Below are 987 nucleotides of genomic sequence, written 5' to 3' on the forward strand. Positions count from 1 at the left end.
CTGGCCAGCGCCGCCGCAGTCACCTGAGCGATCATGAAACCCGAGTTCACGCCGCCATTGGCCACCAGGAACGGCGGCAGTTGCGACATGTGCTTGTCCATCATCAGCGAGATGCGGCGTTCGCTCAGGGAACCGATTTCGGCGATGGCCAAGGCCATGTTGTCAGCGGCCATGGCCACCGGCTCAGCGTGGAAGTTACCGCCGGAAATCACGTCGCCTTCGGCGGCGAACACCAATGGGTTGTCGGAGACGGCGTTGGCTTCGATCACCAGCACTTCGGCAGCCTGACGGAACTGGGTCAGGCACGCGCCCATGACTTGCGGCTGGCAGCGCAGCGAGTACGGATCCTGCACCTTTTCGCAGTTCTGGTGCGAATCGGAGACTTCGCTGCGCTCGCCGAGCAGATCGCGGTAAGCGGCGGCGGTGTCGATCTGGCCTTTCTGGCCACGGGCCGCGTGGATGCGGGCGTCGAACGGCGAACGCGAACCGAGCACCGCTTCCACGCTCAGGCCACCGACCGCCAGCGCGCCGGCGAACAGGTCTTCACCTTCGAACAGACCGCGCAGGGCGAATGCGGTGGACACCTGCGTGCCGTTGAGCAGCGCCAGACCTTCTTTCGCGGCCAAAGTCAGCGGCGTCAGACCGGCCACTTTCAGCGCTTCAGTGGCTTCCATCCATTCGCCCTTGTAACGCGCCTTGCCCTCGCCCAGCAGCACCAGCGACATGTGCGCCAGTGGCGCGAGATCGCCGGATGCACCGACCGAACCTTTCAACGGAATGTGCGGATAAACCTCGGCGTTGATCAGCGCGATCAGCGCGTCGATCACCACCCGGCGGATGCCGGAGAAACCACGGCTCAGGCTGTTGACCTTGAGCACCATGATCAGGCGCACCAGCTCATCGCTGATCGGCTCGCCGATGCCGGCGGCGTGGGACAGCACCAGCGAGCGCTGCAGGTTTTCCAGGTCGGCGCTGGCGATGCGGGTC

Annotated in this window: 1 protein-coding gene; it reads right to left on the reverse strand. The window is 64.9% G+C overall.

The window, feature by feature from the left end:
• Window positions 1-987 (reverse strand): histidine ammonia-lyase (locus tag BBF94_RS26850; protein ID WP_141676641.1); only part of this gene is annotated, 987 nt, incomplete at both ends.

Source organism: Pseudomonas bananamidigenes (assembly GCF_001679645.1).
Lineage (GTDB): Bacteria > Pseudomonadota > Gammaproteobacteria > Pseudomonadales > Pseudomonadaceae > Aquipseudomonas > Aquipseudomonas bananamidigenes.